General features: G+C 26.0%; 17 protein-coding genes. 5 read left to right on the top strand and 12 right to left on the bottom strand.

Translation table 11 applies throughout. The features are described 5' to 3' along the window. Positions 1-2 precede the first annotated feature (2 nt). The 10 genes from rpmI to H0H63_RS00925 all read right to left on the bottom strand — a co-directional run bounded on the left by rpmI (position 3) and on the right by H0H63_RS00925 (position 12,808). Positions 3-191, bottom strand: a complete 189-nt coding sequence (rpmI, locus tag H0H63_RS00880; RefSeq protein WP_185858674.1) for a 50S ribosomal protein L35 — start codon at positions 189-191, stop codon at positions 3-5. Between the two features lie 3 nt (positions 192-194). After that, complete coding sequence (infC, locus tag H0H63_RS00885) at positions 195-716, bottom strand: translation initiation factor IF-3 (RefSeq protein ID WP_185858675.1); 522 nt, start codon at positions 714-716, stop codon at positions 195-197. A gap of 58 nt (positions 717-774) precedes the next feature. Further along, positions 775-2,013: a threonine--tRNA ligase gene (gene thrS / locus H0H63_RS00890; RefSeq protein WP_185858676.1), complete on the bottom strand. Its 1,239-nt coding sequence runs from the start codon at positions 2,011-2,013 to the stop codon at positions 775-777. Between the two features lie 9 nt (positions 2,014-2,022). Further along, entirely contained in the window at positions 2,023-2,778 is a 756-nt protein-coding gene (locus H0H63_RS00895; RefSeq protein WP_185858677.1) for an MIP/aquaporin family protein, read from the bottom strand. 15 nt (positions 2,779-2,793) lie between these two features. Then, positions 2,794-4,302 (bottom strand): glycerol kinase GlpK, encoded by a 1,509-nt coding sequence (gene glpK, locus H0H63_RS00900; protein WP_185858678.1) that lies wholly within the window; start codon positions 4,300-4,302, stop codon positions 2,794-2,796. A gap of 38 nt (positions 4,303-4,340) precedes the next feature. After that, positions 4,341-5,936 carry a glycerol-3-phosphate dehydrogenase/oxidase gene (locus H0H63_RS00905; RefSeq protein ID WP_185858679.1) on the bottom strand — a complete coding sequence of 532 codons (1,596 nt, stop codon included), beginning with the start codon at positions 5,934-5,936 and terminating at the stop codon, positions 4,341-4,343. Positions 5,937-6,037: 101 nt separating this feature from the next. After that, positions 6,038-7,399, bottom strand: a complete 1,362-nt coding sequence (gene ffh, locus H0H63_RS00910) for a signal recognition particle protein (RefSeq protein WP_185858680.1) — start codon at positions 7,397-7,399, stop codon at positions 6,038-6,040. 50 nt (positions 7,400-7,449) lie between these two features. Continuing rightward, entirely contained in the window at positions 7,450-9,192 is a 1,743-nt protein-coding gene (gene argS, locus H0H63_RS00915) for an arginine--tRNA ligase (protein ID WP_185858681.1), read from the bottom strand. Positions 9,193-9,208: 16 nt separating this feature from the next. After that, entirely contained in the window at positions 9,209-10,270 is a 1,062-nt protein-coding gene (locus H0H63_RS00920; protein ID WP_185858682.1) for a branched-chain amino acid aminotransferase, read from the bottom strand. Positions 10,271-10,339: 69 nt separating this feature from the next. Next, a complete protein-coding gene (locus H0H63_RS00925) occupies positions 10,340-12,808 on the bottom strand; it encodes an alpha-ketoacid dehydrogenase subunit alpha/beta (RefSeq protein WP_185858683.1) in 2,469 nt (822 codons plus the stop codon). 87 nt (positions 12,809-12,895) lie between these two features. Here H0H63_RS00925 and ndk point away from each other — a divergent pair, with 87 nt between their 5' ends. From ndk to H0H63_RS00940, 3 genes are read left to right on the top strand one after another with little or no spacing between them, the layout of a single operon-like run. Then, positions 12,896-13,345: a nucleoside-diphosphate kinase gene (gene ndk, locus H0H63_RS00930; RefSeq protein ID WP_185858684.1), complete on the top strand. Its 450-nt coding sequence runs from the start codon at positions 12,896-12,898 to the stop codon at positions 13,343-13,345. A gap of 6 nt (positions 13,346-13,351) precedes the next feature. After that, positions 13,352-13,954 carry a LemA family protein gene (locus tag H0H63_RS00935; RefSeq protein ID WP_185858685.1) on the top strand — a complete coding sequence of 201 codons (603 nt, stop codon included), beginning with the start codon at positions 13,352-13,354 and terminating at the stop codon, positions 13,952-13,954. 5 nt (positions 13,955-13,959) lie between these two features. Next, entirely contained in the window at positions 13,960-14,685 is a 726-nt protein-coding gene (locus H0H63_RS00940) for a TPM domain-containing protein (RefSeq protein ID WP_185858686.1), read from the top strand. A 4-nt stretch (positions 14,686-14,689) separates the two neighbouring features. Here H0H63_RS00940 and H0H63_RS00945 read toward each other — a convergent pair whose 3' ends face one another. Continuing rightward, positions 14,690-17,335 (bottom strand): valine--tRNA ligase, encoded by a 2,646-nt coding sequence (locus H0H63_RS00945; RefSeq protein WP_185858687.1) that lies wholly within the window; start codon positions 17,333-17,335, stop codon positions 14,690-14,692. Between the two features lie 22 nt (positions 17,336-17,357). Here H0H63_RS00945 and H0H63_RS00950 point away from each other — a divergent pair, with 22 nt between their 5' ends. Then, on the top strand, positions 17,358-17,852 hold the full coding sequence (locus H0H63_RS00950) for a dihydrofolate reductase (RefSeq protein WP_185858688.1): 495 nt from the start codon (positions 17,358-17,360) through the stop codon (positions 17,850-17,852). Between the two features lie 6 nt (positions 17,853-17,858). On the opposite strand, the gene H0H63_RS00955 is transcribed toward H0H63_RS00950, so the two are convergent. Continuing rightward, complete coding sequence (locus H0H63_RS00955; RefSeq protein WP_185858689.1) at positions 17,859-18,500, bottom strand: bifunctional nuclease family protein; 642 nt, start codon at positions 18,498-18,500, stop codon at positions 17,859-17,861. 148 nt (positions 18,501-18,648) lie between these two features. Between H0H63_RS00955 and H0H63_RS00960 the strand changes: the two genes are divergently transcribed. Continuing rightward, the gene (locus tag H0H63_RS00960; RefSeq protein ID WP_185858690.1) at positions 18,649-19,308 is read left to right on the top strand and encodes a hypothetical protein; all 660 of its coding nucleotides are present in this window, start codon (positions 18,649-18,651) and stop codon (positions 19,306-19,308) included. Positions 19,309-19,320: the final 12 nt, after the last annotated feature.

The following is a 19,320-nucleotide window of genomic DNA, read 5'->3' on the forward strand; positions in this document are numbered from 1 at the left end:
TTTTATATTTGTTTGCTTATATTTTTTTTATCTGATTTATGTAGTTTAGTAAATTTAGAAAGATAACGCTTTCTTCTTTTCGATTTTTTAGTTAAAAGATGATTTTTAAATGCATGTTTTCTTTTTATATATCCATTAGATGTTTTTTTAAATCTTTTTTTAGATCCAGATTTTGTTTTTAATTTTTGCATAAGTTAAAATTTTTTCGGGGCTAAAATCATATACATCCTCTTTCCTTCCATAACAGGCATTTGTTCCACTTTTCCATATTCTTCAATTTCTTCTGCAAATTTTAATAATTTTATTTTTCCTTGATCTTTGTATACGATAGAACGACCTTTAAAAAAAACAAATACTTTTACTTTATCTCCACGCATTAAAAACCTTTCAGCACTTTTTATCTTTACTTTTCCATCATGATCTCCTATTTGTGGCCCAAATCTTATTTCTTTAGTATTTACTTTAACTTGTTTTGCTTTAAATTGTTTTTTTCTTTTTTTTTGTTCATACAAAAATTTTTTATAATCCAATATTTTACATACTGGAGGATCCAGTTTAGGATTTATTTCTACCAAATCTAATTCTCTTTTTTTAGAGAATAAAAGAGCTTCTTGTATAGAATATATTCCATTTTCAATAGAATAATCCCCAACTAAACGAACTCTATGAGAATTAATATTCTCATTAATACGATGTCTTTCTTTTTTCTGGGGCAATGGACGGTAAATTCTTTTTTTCTTATTTCCTCTTGAAAATTTCTTTTTTATAATAGTTTTATGATTTTAGTTTTATTTTAATTTCTTTTTCCTGAAAAATAATTTCTATTCCTTTAGAAATAGTAAATGTTCCTATATTTCCAACCCCATGACGTCGTAATGAAATCATTTCATTATTTTCCTCTTTTTTTCCTAAAATAATCATGAAAGGAATTTTATTATTTTCAGAATCTCGAATTTTTTTATTAATTTTTTCATTTCTTTCATCAATAAATACACGAATATCACAGTTTTGCATTAAATTTAAAATTTTTTTTGCATAAACTATATATTTTTCACTTATAGGAAGTATAACTGCTTGATTAGGAGCTAACCATAATGGAAAATCTCCTTTCGTATGTTCGATCATAATAGCTATTAAACGTTCCAATGAACCAAAAGGAGCTCTATGTATCATAACTGGACGACATTTTTCATTATTTTTTCCTTTATAATATAAATCAAATCTTTCAGGTAAATTATAATCAATTTGAATTGTTCCAAGTTGCCAATTTCTTTCTAAGGAATCTTTAATAAGAAAATCCAATTTAGGCCCATAAAAAGCAGCTTCTCCATAATTAATAGACGCCTTTATTTTTTCTTTTTCTACCACTTTCAATATAGCTTTTTCTGCTTGTTCCCAATTTTTTTCTGATCCTATATAATCTTTTTTTGGATCTCTAAGAGATATCCTAATCGTATATTTCATGAAACCTAAGCTACGAAATACATAAAAAACTAAATCAATTACTTTTTTAAATTCTTCTAATAACTGATCTTTTGTACAAAAAATATGAGCATCATCTTGAGTAAAACATCTTACTCTAGTTAATCCATGAAGTTCTCCACTTTGTTCATATCGATAAACTGTTCCAAACTCTGCAAAACGTTTAGGTAAATCACGATAAGACCATTCTTGAGAACGATAAACTTCACAATGATGAGGACAATTCATAGATTTTAACATAAATTCTTCTCCTTTACGAGGAGTAGAAATAGATTTAAAATTATCTTTTCCATATTTACTCCAGTGACCACTCTGAACATATAAGGTTTTACTTCCAATATGTGGAGTTACTACCATTTCATATCCTGATTTTTCCTGAATATTAGTTAAAAAATTTTCTAAATTTTTTCTAAAAATAGCCCCTCTTGGTAACCATAAAGGCAGACCAGTGCCTACTTTATCAGAAAAAATAAACAATTTTAATTTTTTACCAATCTTTCTATGATCGACTGATTGATCTTTTAAAAACATAAAAAAAAGTTATAAGTTATTTGATAAGAATAAATAGAACATTGCTGCTAGTACACTTCCAAAAATAGGACCTATAACAGGGATAAAAGCATAATCCCAATTATTTTTTCCTTTTCCACAAATTAAAATAATAATAGAATAAATAATTCTTGGACCCATATCACGTACAGGATTTATAGCAGCTCCAGTAGCTCCCCCTAAAGATAAAATAATTCCTAAAACAACTAAAGAAGCAGGTAATGCTTCTAAAGAACCTATCCCTACAGGATGTTTTTGTCCTTGTAACAAAATAGTTCCTTTTGTAAGATATAAAGAAATAAATATGAAAAAAAAAGTAGCCAATACTTCACTTAAAAAATTCCAAAAAAAATTTTTAATAGAAGGAACAGTAACAAAAACAGATAGTTTTTCTTGTTCGTTTTCGGTTGCTAAAAAATGATCTTTATATAATAACCATACCAATAAAGATCCTAACATAGCCCCAATTAATTGTGAAACAATATAATAAGGAACCATTTCCCAATCAAATTTTCCAATTATAGCAAAACTTATTGTTACACATGGATTCATATGGGCTCCACTATAAGGAGCGGATACTATTATTCCCATAAAAACAGCTAAAGCCCATCCCAAAGCAATAATAATCCATTCTGCACTTTTACTACTATGGCCTTTAGTTTTTGATAAAACAACGTTTGCTACTACTCCATTTCCTAGAAATATCAAAATCATAGTTCCTATGATTTCTGCATATATTTTTGTCATTTTATTTTTTATTGATTATTTATTATTATTTTTTGATGACCATGAACGAGTTGTTTGTATTGCTCTTTTCCAACCTCTAATTCTTTCTAAACGACTAGACATTTTTTTTGGTTCAAATACTTGTTCTAATTGCCACTTATTTTGAATATCTTCAAGACTAGTCCAATAATTAACGGCTAATCCAGCTAAATAAGCTGCTCCAGCTGCTGTAAGTTCAGATATTTTAGATTTAACAACTTTTACATTTAGAATATCAGATTGAAATTGCATTAATAACTTATTAACCGTTGCTCCTCCATCTACACGAAGTTCTTTGATAGAAATTCCAGAATCTGCTTCCATAGCTTTTAAAACATCCATATTTTGAAAAGCAATACTTTCTAAAGCTGCTCTTACAAAATGAGCGGAAGAAGTTCCTCTTGTAATACCAACAATAGTCCCTCTAGCTTTTTGATCCCAATAAGGAGCTCCTAATCCTGAAAAAGCTGGAACCATATATAAACCTTCCGTATTTTCTACAGAAGAAGCTAATGTTTCTGCTTCACTTGAAGATAAAAGTAGTCCTAATCCATCCCTAAGCCACTGTACTACAGCTCCTGCAATAAAAACACTACCTTCTAATGCATATTGAACTTTATCTCTAATCTTCCAAGCAACAGTCGTTATTAAATTATTTTTAGAAAAAACAGGAATATTTCCTACATTCATTAACATAAAACACCCTGTTCCATAAGTATTTTTTACCATCCCTATTTTTGTGCACATTTGTCCAAAAAGAGCCGCTTGTTGATCTCCAGCAATTCCAGATATAGGTATTTTATGAGAAAGAATATGACCTGTGGTATAACCAAAAATTTCACTAGAAGACTTAATTTCCGGAAGCATTGTTATTGGAATTCCAAATAAGTCAATTAACTCTTTATCCCAACTTAGAGTATGAATATTAAAAAGCATAGTACGAGAAGCATTAGTCACATCTGTCACATGAATGTCTTTTCCAGTCAAATTCCATATTAACCATGAATCTATAGTTCCAAAAGCCAAAGATCCAGAATATGCTTTTTTCCTAGATCCTGGAATATGATCTAATATCCATTTAATTTTTGTAGCAGAAAAATAAGGATCAATAATTAGACCTGTTTTTTTTCTAATCATTTCAGTTAATCCTTCTTTTTTTATTTGATCACAATATTCATATGTACGACGGTCTTGCCAAACTATGGCATTATAAATAGGCTCTCCTGTTTTTTTATCCCATACTACAGTAGTTTCTCTTTGATTTGTAATTCCTATTGAAATAATATTTTCTCCTTCTAAATTTGCTTTTAAAATAGCTTCCAATGCAACTGAAGCTTGTGTAGACCATATTTCTTCTGCATTATGTTCTACCCATCCAGGGTAAGGATAAATTTGTGTAAATTCTCTTTGAGCTACGGAAATAATATTTCCTACTATATCAAATATAATAGCTCTAGAACTAGTAGTTCCCTGATCTAACGATAGCACATATTTTTTCATATTCATAAAACATTCTGATGATATATATTACAACATTTTTTGGATCAAACTGTTGGGTAATAATATCGCATAGCTAATTCTTTAAAAGAATCTACTTGTGATTTTTCCCATTTCTCATCTAGAGAAAGTTCTTTGGCCATCAATGCTGCTACTTTAGGTGCTATATCTATAGCTCTTCTAGCATTTAGAAATAATATACGGAATCTTCTTGCCAAAACATCTTCCACCGTTCTAGCCATTTCATAACGAACCATCCATATAACTTCTGCCTCGGAATAAAAAAAGGAATCTTTGGAAATTAAAGAAACATCTAATAACGGATTTTTATCAATGAATTTTTTTATATAATATTCATTTCCTTCAGAATATTTATTCTGAAAATTATTACTTTTATAAGTATTTTTATTAAACCCATCAATTCTAAGAGTTTTTGTTATGGAAGGTTTTTTATTAAATTTTCCTATTTCAATAGCTTTATTGACAGTTTCTTCTGCCATTTTTCTATATGTAGTCCATTTTCCTCCTATAATACTTATCAATCCTGAAGAACTAATTATGAGTTTATGAGATCTAGAAATATCTTTAGTTTTCAATGAAGAATTATGAGGAACAAAAAGAGGACGTAATCCAGAAAAAGCACTTAATATATCATTTTTTTTTGGACTAAAAAGAAAATATTTATTAAAAGTTTGTAAAATAAAATCTATTTCCTTTTCTAAAGGGGTAGGTTCAAGTATACTTTTTTTTAAAAAAGTATCTGTAGTCCCTACCAAAACATGATCATACCATGGAACACAAAATAAAATCCTTCCATCCGAAGTTTTTGGAATTACTATGGCATTTTTACTACTAAAAAAAGATTTATTTAACACAATATGAGTTCCTTGACTTGGTTTTATCAAAATGGGACATTTAGATTCATCCATTTTTAAAATGGAATCAGAAAAAACTCCAGTAGCATTGATAACTATTTTTGAAAAAATAGAATATTTTTTTTTAGTTTCAATATCATAAGCTACTACTCCAGATATTCTATTTCCAATTTGTTTTATAAGATTTTTAACTTGAAAATAGTTAAGTAAAATACCCCCATTTTGAACACAAGTCTGAGCTAAACTTATGGCTAAACGTGCATCATCAAATTGTCCATCATAATATAAAACACCTCCTTTCAATTTATTAGTGTTAATTTCAGGAAATTTTTTAATTATTTCATCCTTGGATAAAAATTTGGAAGGACCAAAACTTAAAGATCCAGATAACCATTCATATAATTTTAAACCCGTCCAATACAAAATACCCATTTTCCAACTAAAAATAGGAATAACAAATTTTTGTTTTTTTACTAAATGAGGAGCGTTTTTTAATAAGAAACCTCTTTCTTGTAAAGCTTCATAAACCAATTTTATATTTCCTTGAGACAAATATCGGATTCCTCCATGAACTAATTTTGTACTACGACTAGAAGTCCCTTTAGAAAAATCAGATTGCTCTAAAAGAAGAGTTCTATATCCTCTAGAAGCTGAATCTAGAGCAATTCCCAATCCTGTAGCTCCCCCTCCAATAATGATAATATCCCAAATTGTTACATTTTTTAAAATGTTTAAAAACCTATCTCTATTTAAAAAACCTTTCATCATGTTTTACTCATTTTAAATTTAAAACGGAATATTATGTATTTTGAAAATATTTGGAGAACAAAATTAAAAATATTTTCAACAAAAATTAAATTAATTCAAATTTATACACTATTTTCCTTATTCATCATTTTATATATAAAATCTTTTACAATGTTTTTCCCAGAATTTGTATTAATTTTTTTCATAATTTTATTAATATCATCAAATTGTTTTAAAAACAAATCTATATGACTCAATGTAATACCTGATCCTTTAGAAATTCTTTTTTTCCTTTTTATATCAGAAAGTATTTTTGGATTTTCTCTTTCTTCATATGTCATAGAATGAATAATCGCTTCCATTTTTTTGAAAGAATGTTTTTGATCTACAGGAAAAAAATATTTTTCAACTCCAGGAATCATAGAAATAATATTTTTTATATTTCCTATTTTTTTAATATGTTGAATCTGTCCTAACAAATCATTAAAATTAAAACGATTTTTTGAAATTTTATGGTAAATTTTTTTCGTTTTCTTTTCGTCAAATTGTTCTTGTATTTTTTCTACTAAAGAAACTATATCTCCCATTCCTAAAATTCTATTAGCGAATCTATCTGGATAAAAAATCTCCATATCTTCTATTTTTTCCCCATTACTAATAAATTTGATAGGTTTTTTTACCACACTAGATATAGTTATCGCAGCTCCTCCTTTACTATCTCCATCTAATTTGGTCATCACTATTCCATCAAAATTCAATATTTTTGAAAAAGATTGAGCTGTATTTATAGCATCTTGTCCGGTCATAGCATCTACAACAAATAAAGTTTCATGTGGATGTACATGTTGATTTATTTTTATAATTTCATCCATCATAAATTGATCAATAGCTAATCGACCAGCTGTATCAATAATTATTACATTTCTATTCTCTTTATAAGAATAAAGAATAGATTTATCTAATATAGATAGAACATTTTTATTTTCTTTCAAATAAAATACAGGAATATCTACTTTATCTGCAATACGTTTTAATTGATCTATAGCTGCAGGACGATGAATATCTGCAGCAACTAATAAAGGAGTTTTATTTTTTTTTTTTAAAAAAAAAGCAAGTTTAGAAGCAAAAGTCGTCTTCCCACTTCCTTGTAATCCACAAATCAAAATAATAGAAGGATTTTTAGGATTTTTAGAAAAATTTATTTCTATATTTGGATTTTTTCCTCCCATAAGTAAAACTAACTCATCATACACTATTTTTATAATCAACTGTTTTGGATTTAAGGAAGTAAGTACTTTTTTTCCGATAGATTTATCTTTTATTTTCCGAATAAAGTTTTTAGCTATTTTATAATTTACATCCGCATCAATAAGAGCTCTTCCAATTTCTTTTAGAGAAGAAACAATATTGATTTCCGTAATTCTATTCTGTTCCTTTAAAAGATGAAGAGCTTTATCTAATTTATTCCGTAAATATTCAAACATAAAATTTCATATTTTTTTTTACTTAATTATTATACTTAATAAATAAAATATTACATACGATCAAGCATTCTTATGCCTAATAAATTCATTCCAGATTTTATTACATTTCCTGTAATATGAATAATATTCATAGACATATTACTATACATCATATTTAAAGGATCTATCAATTTTTTGTTTTGATAAAAATGATTAAAAATTTTGGATACGTCATAAATGTAATTCGCAACTAAAGAAGGGTTAAAATCTTTAGCTGATTTTTTCAATATGAATGGATATTTTTGAAGAATTTTGATCATATTTTTTTCATATATATCAAATTTCATTTCTTTCCAAGAAAGATTCAATAAAGAACATAATTTAAAAAACTTTCGTTCTAAAGAACGAATTCTAGAATAAGTATATTGAATATATATTCCAGTTTTTCCTTTAAAATCTATAGATTTTTCAGGATAAAAAATAATTTTCTTTTTTGGATCTATCTTTAAAAAATGAAACTTTAGAGCTGATAACCCTAAAATTTTAGAATATTGTTCTTGTTCTTTTCCTTTTAAATTTAAAAAATTATTTTTTGTAACCGAACCCATTTCTGAAATAAGACTATCCGCATCTATCACATTTCCATCTCTAGATTTCATGACCCCACTCGGTAAATATACCATTTCATATGATAAATGAAATAATTTATTTATCCACATAAATCCTAAACGTTTCAATATACTGAAAAGAACTTGAAAATGATAATCTTGTTCTTTCCCTACAATGTAAATTAACTGATCTATTCTATATTTTTTAAAACGATTTATAGCAGTTCCAATATCTTGAGTCATGTAAACGGAAGTTTCATCAGATCTTAATAACAATTTTTCATCAAAACCTTCTTTAATTAAATTAATCCAAATTGATCCATCTTTTTTTTTAAAAAAAATACCTTTTAATAAACCTTCCTTAATAATTTTTTTTCCAATTTCATAAACATCGCTTTCATATTCTGTTTGATCAAAAGTAATACCTAATTTTTTATAGGTTTTTTCAAATCCATCATAAACCCATTTATTCATTTTTTTCCAAATCGTTCTTGTTAAAGGATCTTTACTTTCCCATTTCTTCAGTAATTCTCTAGCTTGATTAAAAATTGAAATTTTATTTCTATCGGAATATTTTTTAAATTCTTCATGAAAAATTTTATCGAACAAACTATAATATTTTCCCACAAAATGATCTCCTTTCATTTTAACTTGATCAGGAGTTTTTTGTTTTCCAAATTTTTTCCAAGCTATCATAGATTTACATATATGTATTCCTCTATCATTAATTATCTGAATTTTTATAATCTTATGACCTACCATTTTTAATATTTCAGCTATAGATGATCCAATAAGACTATTTCTAAGATGGCCTAAATGCAAAGGTTTATTTGCGTTAGGAGAAGAATATTCTATCATAATTCTTTTAGAAGGAAATTTTAAATCATAAAAATTTGTATTTAACATTTCCTTAAGAAGATAAATATAATATTTATCTTTATAAATAAAATTCAAGAATCCTCCAACAATAGAAAACTGAATCAATCCTTTTAATTTATTTTGTACATAATTTCCTATATTTTTTCCTATTTCTTTTACGGGTCTATCTAATTTTTTAGATAAAGAAAATAAAATTAAAGTAATATCCCCTATATATTTTTTTTTCGTATATTGAAAATCCAATTCAGTACTATTAAGTTCGATATCGTACAAAATAAACATAGATTCTCTTGTGATTTTCTCTATAGATGGAAAATGATCATTCATATGATGATTTTTTTACTTACGAATTCTTTTTTAATTGGAGTCTCCATCCAAAAATATCTTCTGATAAATTATGTTGTATATCTAATAATCTTTTTTTTAGACGAATAGATATTTTTTCTTTCTTTGAAACAGATGGTAATAAAAAATTATTTTTTTGATAACTAATCATTTCAAAATCATTTATAACTACAGCGGTCCCACAACCAAATGCTTCTTTTAATTCTCCTTTTTTTAATCCTTCTATGATTTCTAAAACACTTAAATTTCGTTCCTCTACAGTAATTCCTTCTTCTTTAGCTAAAGAAAGAATACTTTTGCAAGTTATTCCACTTAATATATTATCATTAGCTTTTGGAGTTACAAGTTTATCTTTTAACCAAAAAAAAACATTCATTGTTCCGGATTCTTCTATTATTGTATGACTAGAAGAGTCGGTCCACAAAATTTGATCAAATCCTTCTTCATTTGCTAATCTAGTCGGATAAAAAGAAGAAGCATAGTTTCCAGCCGCTTTAGTAAAACCGACCCCTCCTGATGCAGAACGACTATATTTTTCTTCTATTTTAATTTTTAAAGGATGTTTATAATAAATATCAGCAGGGGTAGATACTATCATAAACATATAATTTTTAGAAGGTTTAGCAGATAAAACTCCATTAGTTGCAATTAAAAAAGGACGTATATATAAAGATTGTCCATAATTTTTTGGAATCCAATCTCTATCTATATCTATTAATTTTTTTAATCCATTCATGAATATATATTTTGGAATATAAGGCATTTCCAATCGAATAGAGGATCTATTTATTCTTTTAAAATTTTCTTCTGGTCGAAATAAAAAAACTTCTTCATTTTTATCTTTATAAGCTTTCATTCCTTCAAATACAGCTTGTCCATAATGAAAAACAAGAGATACAGGAGATATACCTATGTTTCCAAAAGGTTTTATCATAGAATTTTTCCACTTCCCATCTATATACTCAGAACAAAACATATGATCTGAATACTGGCTTCCAAAAGAAATATTATCAAAATCGATTTCCCTAATTCTTGATTGTAAAGTTTTCTCTATCTTCATAGTAAAAAATTATTAAAAACAAAGATAATAATAAATAATTATTATTTTTTTAATAAAAAAGTTAATTTTCTAATTATCATTCATCATTTTTAATACTTTTTCCACAATATTTTCAACGGAAGGTTTTGAAAAATAATCTCCATCGGATCCATAAGGAGGACGATGTTCTTTAGCCGTAATTGTAACAGGTGAACAATCTAAATAATAATAACCATTTTGTTCTTCTAATATTTTTTGTAAAATAAAAGCAGAAGCCCCTCCTGGGACATCCTCATCTATAATTAATAGTCTATTAGTTTTTTGTAAACTTTTAGCAATATCCTTTTGTAAATCAAAAGGTAAAAGAGATTGAATATCTATTATTTCAGTATCTATATTTATTTTATACAATTCTTCTGCGGCTTTATTTACAATTCTCCATGTAGAACCATAAGTAACCATCGTGATATCTTTTCCCTTTCTTGTTATTTCCACTATTCCAATAGGAGTTCTAAAAAAACCTAAATTTTCCGGTAACTTTTCTTTTATTCTATATCCATTTAGACATTCAATAACCAAAGCAGGATCATCTCCAGATAACAAAGTATTATAAAATCCAGCCGCCTTTACCATATTTCTTGGAACAAGAACTAAAACGCCTCTTAAATAATTAATGATCCCTCCCATAGGAGAACCGGAATGCCATATTCCTTCTAGACGATGTCCTCTTGTTCTAATAATAACAGGAGATTTTTGTCCTCCTCTTGTTCTATACTGTAAGCAAGCAATATCATCACTCATAATTTGTAAAGCATATAGAATGTAATCTATATATTGAATTTCAACTATAGGACGTAACCCACGCATAGATAAACCTATACCTTGTCCAAGAATTGTAGATTCCCGTATTCCAGTATCAAAAATCCTTGTTTTTCCATATTTTTTTTGTAACCCTTCTAATCCTTGATTGACATCTCCTATTTTTCCTACATCTTCACCAAATATTAGAAGATCAGGATACATTTTTAACAATTTATCAAAATTTTCTCTTAATACGATTCTACCATCTACTTCCAAAGTTTTATTATTATATACAGGAAAAACTTCTGTTATTTTTACGGAAGATTTTTTGGAAATACTATATAGATGGGACGAATAATTTTCTTCTTCTTTCCGAAATTTATTATTAAACCATTTTATAAGACAATATTTTTCATCTAATTCCACCTCATACAAAAGATATAAAATTTTTCTAACGATACGAAATATTGATTTCTTTGTAGATAAATTTTTATTGAAATTGTTTAATTTATCTATATATTTATTCACATATTTATTAATCCATTTTTTCTTCAAACAAGAAGAACTATCTTGTACTTTTTGTAAAATACTTATAGCTTCATTTTTAAGTTTATGAATAGGTTTTTGGAAAGCATTCCATGCTTTTATTTGCTCATTTTTAACGTATTCTTTAGCTTCTATATCTATTTTATCTAAAAAGCAAACATTTGCTATAGTTTGAACAACTTCTTTTTTTTTATTAGTATTAAAAAAATTAAATCTAAAATTTAAAATCCAATCTCTAAATTTTTTGATTCCATCATTCTCCATTTCCCATTTTAACCGTTCTTTTGATTTATATCTTTCATGTGAAGAAGAAGTAGAATGACCTTGCGGTTGAGTCAAATTAGTAACATGAATAATCACTGGAACATGTTCATAACGAGCAATTTTATTTGCTTTATCATAAGTTATGGTAAGATCCATATAATTATATCCATTAACACGAATAATTTCAATTCCTTTTTCCTTTTTATTTCTATGAAACCCATATAAAAGATCACTAATATTTTTTTTAGAAAATTGGTATTTATTGGGAACAGATATTCCATATCCATCATCCCAAATAGAAAGAATTATAGGAACTTGTAAAACCGAAGCCGCATTTAAAGTTTCCCAAAATAACCCTTCTGAAATACTAGCGTTTCCAATAGTTCCAAATGCAACTTCATTTCCATTATTAGAAAATTTTTTATGTGTTTTTTTTAAATTTTTCAATTTTTTATAAATTTTAGAAGCTTGAGCTAAGCCTAATAGTTTAGGCATCTGAGCGGCTGTAGCAGATATATCAGCAGTAGAATTTTTTTGTTGAACAAGATTTTTCCAATCCCCATCCTGATTCAAAAAACGTGTTCCAAAATGGGAAGTCATCATTCTTCCAGATGAAATAGGTTCATATTTTAAATCTGAATGGGCATATAATTGTGAAAAAAAACTTCTTACAGTTAAAGCTCCGATAGCCATCATAAATGTTTGATCTCTATAATATCCAGATCTAAAATCTCCATTTTTAAAAACCTTTGCCATAGCTAATTGAGGAATCTCTTTTCCATCTCCAAATATTCCAAATTTAGCTCTTCCATTTAAAACTTCTTTTCTACCTAAAACACTTGTTTCACGGCTAATTTTTGCTAATTTATAATCGTTTAAAACCGTTTTTCTAAATGATTCAAAAGAACTTTCTTCATCATCATTAGATTTATTATTATTATATTTCATAATCAAATTTTTCTTTTTTTGATATGAAAATACAGGAATTTTCATTTATGAATTTCTTTATTTAATTTTATCAATTGAACGTTAATTATGATTGATCATATGTTTGGAAGAATTACTCTATCTATTATTAAACCGGATGCAGTACAAAAAGGATATATTGCTACTATTCTAACTAAAATAGTTCATGCTGGATTTCATATAATAGCACTTAAAATGACAAAACTTTCCAAAAAAAACGCTATCAAGTTTTATTCGGAACATCAAAAAAAATATTTTTTCAATTCTTTAGTAGAATTCATGTCATCTGGACCAATCGTATCTATTCTTTTAGAAAAAGAAAACGCAGTTAAAGACTTTAGACTTTTAATAGGAGATACAAATCCAATAAACGCTAAAAAAGGAACAATAAGAAATTTATATGCTACTTCCCTAAAAAAAAATGCTATACATGGATCAGACAGTAATAAAAGTGCTTTTCAAGAAAGTCAATTTTATTTTTCGAATAGAGAAATTTTTGTACAAGAATCTTTCAACTAATTTTTTATGAAAAAAATTTTTTTAATAATCATTTCCTCTATTTTTATTTTAACATTTATATTTGGACTATGGACCGTTAATATATATAATCATCTTATCGAATTAAATGAAAATATTAAAACACAATGGGGTCAAGTAGAAAATGTTTATCAACGTAGATCTGATTTAATTCCAAATTTAGTTAATACAGTAAAAGGATCTGCAAACTTTGAAAAAAATACGTTAAATCAAGTAATAAAAGCTAGATCAAAAGCTACTTCTTTTTCTATAAATCCAAACGATTTGAATCAAAATAAAATAAATCAATTTCAAAAAGCACAAGAATATCTAAATAATTCCGTCAGTAGACTACTTCTAATTGTAGAAAATTATCCAGATATAAAGTCTACACAAAATTTTTATGAATTGCAAAATCAATTAGAAGGAACAGAAAACCGTATTAATGTAGAAAGAAACCGTTTCAATGATCAAGTAAATAATTTTAATTCTTATAGAAATCAATTTCCAAAATCGATCATTGCAAATTTTTTTACTCAATTTAAAGAAAAAGGATATTTTCAATCTTCTATAGGATCAGAAAAATCTCCTATCGTAGATTTTTCCAATTAAAAATTATGAACAAAACCATTCAATTTATCATTCTAATTTTTTCTTGTATAAATTTAGTAAAAGGACAATTGAATATCCCTGAAATACCAAAAAAAATATCTCCTATTCAAGATAATGTCGGAGTTTTATCCAGAAAACAAATAAAAAAATTAAATGAACAACTTATTCTATACTCTAAAATTACATCAACAGAAATATTAGTATCCATTATTAATAATCTTCATGGAGAAGATCCAAATGTTATAGCTTATAAATGGGGAGAAAAATGGAAAATTGGAAATTTTCATAAAAATAATGGAATAGTCATATTATTATCTGTCAATGATAGAAAAATATCTATTCAAAATGGATATGGAATAGAACCTTATCTCACCGATTTTTTAACTACGAAAATTATAAGAAAAATAAAACCAATATTAAAAAATGGTCTTTATTATAAAGCTATAGATTATAGTATTCAAGAAATATTCAAAATTTTAAAAGATAAATATAAAAAAAATCATACTAAAAAAGTTTTTCCTAAATGGAATTTATTGATTTACATAAGTGTTTTTTTTCTTCTACTTTTATTTATCTATAAAACCAGAGATTACCCATTACTATTAAATACATTATTATTTATGGACTTTTTAAACAAATTTCATAATCATGAACATGAAGAAAATTTTAACGAAGATGAATTTGGAGGAGGAGGACATTTTGGAGGGGGAGGAAGCAGCGGAAATTGGTAATATTTTATTTTTTCAAATATTCTAAATATTCCTTTAATTGTTCTATTTTTTTTAATGTATCATTCTCTTTTTTTCTTTCCTTTAAAAGGATATTCATTGGTACTGATTTTACATATTTTTCATTAGATAAATTTTTTCTAATTATAAATAAAAAATTATAGTAATATTGAATTTTTTTTTCAGTATTTACGATTTCTATATCATCATTAGTATGATATTTCTTTTTTCTAGATAAAAAAAACTGATCTTGACCTAAAATAAAGGAAAAAAATGGAGTATTTTTAGGTGTTTTTAATACGGAAATAATTTGAGATAAATTTGCTAATTTCAATAAAATTGAATCATATTCTTTTTTTTCTTCTTTTTTTTTCGTAGAAAATAATATAAGACTTTCTTTATAAGGAATATGATTTTCATTTCTTATATTACGTATTTTAGATATTATCTGAGTAATCCTTTCAAAGGAAACTAATATATCATGATTATAAGATTTTTTTTTAGGCCAAGAAGAAATAATTAAAGCTTCTTTCGATTTTCTCCTTCTGAGAAGATTCCAAATCTCTTCTGATAAAAAAGGCATATATGGATGTAATAATTTTAACATATTTTCAAAATATTTTATAGTATTTAAATATACTATTTTTGATATACATTTATTTTCTGGTTTTATTATTTCAAGATACCAAGAACAGAAATCTTCCCAAATAAACTTATATAAAACCAGTAAGGATTCATCAAATTTATATTCATAAAATAATTTATCAAATATTTCTAAAATAAAATAAAAACGATTTCTTAACCATAGAATAGCAATTTTAGAATATTCAGGAACAGTTTTATTTTCTCTTATTTTCCAACTTTGAATTAAACGAAAAGCGTTCCATATTTTATTAGAAAAATTTCTACCTTGCAGACATATTTTTTCATCAAAATGATAATCTTTCCCTGCACTACTAGTTTTTAGCATAAGACCCATACGTATAGCATCGGCTCCATATTGGTGAATCAAATCTATAATATTCGGAGAATTATTTAATGATTTTGATATTTTTCTATTTTTAAAATCTCTGATAATACCAGTAAAAAAAACCCTTTTAAAGGGTTTTTCTTTTTTAAAAAAAAATCCAGCCATAATCATACGTGCAATCCAGAAAAATAATATATCTGAACCTGTAACCATATCTTCAGTTGGATAATAATAAAAAATTTCATGATTATAAGGATCATTAATTCCATCAAAAACAGATAAAGGTAATATCCAAGAAGAAAACCAAGTATCTAAAACATCTGTATCTTGCCATATTTTATCATAGCTTAAAGATGGATTTTTACTTTTATTCTTTGCTTCTTTTAATGCTTCTTCTATATTTTCCGAAACTACAAAATCATCAATATTTTTTCCATAATAATAGACAGGAATACGATGTCCCCACCATAATTGTCTAGAAATATTCCAATCACGAATTTGATTCATCCACTGAAAATAAATTTTATTCAATTTTTTAGGATAAAATTGAATATCTCCATTTTTTACGGATTCTATAGCAGGAATAGAAATTTCTTTCATTCTCAAAAACCATTGAAGAGACGGTTTATATTCTATAATAGATAAAGTTCGTTCAGAAAAACCTATTTTTTGAGTATATTTTTCAATATTTTCTATAGCTTCCAATTTGTTTAATTCTACTACTATTCTTTTTCTTACTTCAAAACGATCCATTCCTTTATAATGAAGTCCATTTTCATTTAGAGTAGCATCTTCATTAAAAATATCAATAATCTTTAATTTATGTTTATCTGATATCTTTTTATCGTGTATATCATGCGCTGGAGTTATTTTTAAACATCCTGTTCCAAAATTCATATCCACATATGAATCTTCGATAATAGGAATAGATCTATTTACTATTGGAATAGTTACAGATTTACCTTTTAAATGAGAAAAACGTTTATCATATGGATGAATACAAATAGCCGTATCTCCAAATATGGTTTCTGGACGAGTTGTTGCCACAACAACAAAATCTTTTTCTCCTTGTATTTGATATTTCAAATAATAAAGTTTACCAATACATTCTTTATAAATAACTTCTTCATCTGAAATTGTCGTTTTAGCTTTTGGATCCCAATTCATGACATGATATCCTCTATATATATATCCTCTTCTATATAAATCTATAAAAATTTTTGTAACAGATTTAGACAATTTTGGATTCATGGTAAATTGAACACGATTCCAATCACAAGAACATCCCAATTTTTTTAACTGATCAAAAATAATACTTTTATGCTTTTTATACCATTCTAAAACACGATATAAAAATTTTTCTCTTCCCAAAAAACTTTTGGATAATCCTTGTTTTTTCAATTGATCTACAACTTTTGCTTCTGTTGCAATAGATGCATGATCTATTCCAGGAATCCAACAAGCATTATATCCTTTCATTCTAGCATGTCTAATCAAAACATCCTGGATAGTATTGTTTAACATATGTCCTATGTGTAATACTCCAGTAATGTTGGGAGGTGGCATAATGATAGTATAAGAAATTCTATCATCTGGATAAGATGAAAAATAATTTCTTTTCATCCAATAATGATATATTTTTTTTTCTACAGATTTTGGATCATATTTAATTGGAATATCCATAATATAAATATAAAAAAAAAGGATGAAAATTATATTAATAGCTGCTGTTTCTAAAAATGGATTCATAGGAAAAAAGAATCAATTAATGTGGCATTTACCCAATGATTTAAAACGATTTAAAAATCTAACTATAGGAGAAACAATTTTAATGGGAAGAAAGACTTTCGAATCCATTGGAAAATGTCTTTCAAAAAGAAAGAATATTATACTTACGAAAAAAAAAATAAATTTTATAAAGAAAACAAATAATATTAAGATTATTTCTTCTATAAAACATATAGATCATTTATTAGATAAAAAAATATTCGTTATAGGAGGAGAAAAAATATATGATTCCACAATTGAAAAAGCAGACGTTATAGAACTAACCTTAGTTCACAAAAATTTTTATGGAGATACAAGATTTCCAAAAATAGATACAAAAAAATGGAAAAAAATATATGAATTTGTTTATGAAAAAGATAAAAACCATCCATACAACTACAGTTTTATAAGATTCGAAAAAATAAAAAAATGATTATATTTACTCTCTCCTATCTAATTCTTTTTTAATTTGTGCCGCAAGTTCGTAACATTCATTAACCACAGCATGATTTAATAAAGTATTTAAATCTCTTTCTGTCATTTTTTCTAGATCTTTTTTATTTTTTTCTTTATAAAAAATAATTCCATTATTATCCATTATTGATTCATACTCAGAAGTTTCATTTTCTTTATCTTTATCAATAGGAAATCCATTTTCAAAATAAATACCAGCCTTATCAAAAATTTCTTTTGTCGTATAAATAGGAGCTTGAAATCGTATAGATAAAGCAATTGCATCTGATGTTTTTGAATCTATTTTATGTTCTATTTTTTCTTCTTTTTGATTGAGACCTTCAAATAAAATATAAGAAAAAAATATACCGTTTACTAATTTGTATATCACAACTGCTTTTAATTTTATATGGAATGCTCTGGAAAAAGTAAGAAACAAATCATGAGTAAAGGATCTAGACGTATCTCTTTTTCCCAAAGAATAAGCAATAGATTGAGCTTGTGAACTTTCTATAATAATAGGAAGTTTTATTTTTCCATATTCTTCTTCAAGTAACAAAATATATATTCCCGATTGTATTTGACTTAAGGAAATTCCCCGTATAGTTAATTTAATAAGCTGATCCATAGTAAAATATAAATTATAGTACTATATGTAAACAAATATTCTAAATTCAAAAGATTTTTCTTTTTTTTCACGCTTCTTAATATATATAATTATTATTATATGTAATAATTTTTTTTATATATTTAGTAATATTTAAATTTTTATTATTATGAATACTTCTATTAATTCTATGAAATTTGTTTTAATCCCTGCAATTTTTTTAACGTTAGGATTTATTGTATCATGTAATGATGATATAATTTCTTCTAATTCTAACGAAAAAAAAATTGGAGTTAATGATATTCCTATAGTAACTCCCCCTACTTCTACAACTACAGCTTCTTCAACTACTACTACAACAGAGGAGGATGAGGAGGATGATGAAGATACAAGTGATCTTTTTCCTGTCGAGAAAGAAGATAATCTTTCGGACGAAGAAATGGATAAAATAGATATAGATGATTTATCTAAAAAAATTAAAGAAATAAAAGACAAAATACAGGAATCAGAAAAAGAAAAAGATAGACATCATGATGAGTATGACCAGATGGTAGATCTTCAAAAAAAAATATTAAATGAAATAAAAGAAAAGAAAATAGTCATGATATCTAAACCTGAAGGTTCAAAAGAACAAATAGATGCAAAAAAAGATTTTGAAGATCAAAAAGAATTAGGAAAAGAAAAATTAGAAGTTCTTAAAAAGAAAAATAGACTTTTGAATAACATATATAAATCAATAAGATTGGCGATAATAGAAAAAGAGTTTCTAGAGAAAAGAAAAGAAAAAGTACTAAAAAGAAAAAAAGAAAAAGAAGAGAAAAGGAACTAATAGCTATAAAAT

The sequence above is a fragment of the Blattabacterium cuenoti genome (assembly GCF_014251655.1).
Classification (GTDB): Bacteria; Bacteroidota; Bacteroidia; order Flavobacteriales; family Blattabacteriaceae; genus Blattabacterium; species Blattabacterium cuenoti_I.

Bases quoted from the DNA above. Each gene is read 5' to 3' on its own strand.
- H0H63_RS00940 (WP_185858686.1), top strand. From the start codon at position 13,960: ATGAACAAAACCATTCAATTTATCATTCTAATTTTTTCTTGTATAAAT.
- H0H63_RS00950 (WP_185858688.1), top strand. From the start codon at position 17,358: ATGAAAATTATATTAATAGCTGCTGTTTCTAAAAATGGATTCATAGGA.
- H0H63_RS00945 (WP_185858687.1), bottom strand. From the start codon at position 17,335: ATGGATATTCCAATTAAATATGATCCAAAATCTGTAGAAAAAAAAATA.
- rpmI (WP_185858674.1), bottom strand. From the start codon at position 191: ATGCAAAAATTAAAAACAAAATCTGGATCTAAAAAAAGATTTAAAAAA.
- H0H63_RS00925 (WP_185858683.1), bottom strand. From the start codon at position 12,808: ATGAAATATAATAATAATAAATCTAATGATGATGAAGAAAGTTCTTTT.
- H0H63_RS00935 (WP_185858685.1), top strand. From the start codon at position 13,352: ATGAAAAAAATTTTTTTAATAATCATTTCCTCTATTTTTATTTTAACA.
- H0H63_RS00955 (WP_185858689.1), bottom strand. From the start codon at position 18,500: ATGGATCAGCTTATTAAATTAACTATACGGGGAATTTCCTTAAGTCAA.
- ffh (WP_185858680.1), bottom strand. From the start codon at position 7,399: ATGTTTGAATATTTACGGAATAAATTAGATAAAGCTCTTCATCTTTTA.
- H0H63_RS00960 (WP_185858690.1), top strand. From the start codon at position 18,649: ATGAATACTTCTATTAATTCTATGAAATTTGTTTTAATCCCTGCAATT.
- H0H63_RS00920 (WP_185858682.1), bottom strand. From the start codon at position 10,270: ATGAAGATAGAGAAAACTTTACAATCAAGAATTAGGGAAATCGATTTT.
- argS (WP_185858681.1), bottom strand. From the start codon at position 9,192: ATGAATGATCATTTTCCATCTATAGAGAAAATCACAAGAGAATCTATG.
- glpK (WP_185858678.1), bottom strand. From the start codon at position 4,302: ATGAATATGAAAAAATATGTGCTATCGTTAGATCAGGGAACTACTAGT.
- thrS (WP_185858676.1), bottom strand. From the start codon at position 2,013: ATGTTTTTAAAAGATCAATCAGTCGATCATAGAAAGATTGGTAAAAAA.
- H0H63_RS00905 (WP_185858679.1), bottom strand. From the start codon at position 5,936: ATGATGAAAGGTTTTTTAAATAGAGATAGGTTTTTAAACATTTTAAAA.
- ndk (WP_185858684.1), top strand. From the start codon at position 12,896: ATGATTGATCATATGTTTGGAAGAATTACTCTATCTATTATTAAACCG.
- H0H63_RS00895 (WP_185858677.1), bottom strand. From the start codon at position 2,778: ATGACAAAAATATATGCAGAAATCATAGGAACTATGATTTTGATATTT.